Origin of the sequence: Acidiphilium sp. JA12-A1, from assembly GCF_000724705.2 — a bacterium.
In the GTDB taxonomy this organism is placed as follows: domain Bacteria; phylum Pseudomonadota; class Alphaproteobacteria; order Acetobacterales; family Acetobacteraceae; genus Acidiphilium; species Acidiphilium multivorum.
This window is the reverse complement of sequence record NZ_JFHO01000294.1, coordinates 1-393: the sequence shown is the minus strand read 5'-3', so window position 1 is coordinate 393 and position 393 is coordinate 1. Positions and strand designations below refer to the sequence as shown.

Here is a 393-nt window from a genome sequence, read left to right as displayed (position 1 = left end):
GCCGGGCACCGAATACAAGGGATATCTAGTCTGATTCGGCCGAATCGGACAAATGGGTTTTTCACGAATATTTTTCCCGCGCTGGCCATGATCACGGCGCGGGGGATGCCGGCGAGGTCGGGTTCGGCGGTGGCGTCCAGCCCGTGCGCGGCGGCGAGGGCGGCCAGCGGCGGGCACGCGGTCGATCCCGATGCCGAAGGCGTCGGGGTATTCGGCGAGGGCGGCGAGGAGCAGGGCGCCGGTGCCGGTGCCGAGATCGAGGATCGTGCGGATCGTGCGCCGGTCGGGGCGGTGGCGCAGCGCGGCCTCGATCAGGGTTTCGGTGTCAGGCCGGGGGATGAGGGTGGCGGGCGAGACGGCGAGGTCGAGGCTCCAGAAGCCCTTCGCGCCGGT

The 393-nt window shown here is 70.2% G+C and carries 1 pseudogene; it reads right to left on the bottom strand.

From position 1 onward, the window contains the following. Positions 1–141 precede the first annotated feature (141 nt). Positions 142–393: pseudogene (locus tag RT91_RS19955) on the bottom strand (protein-(glutamine-N5) methyltransferase, release factor-specific); the annotation flags it as partial.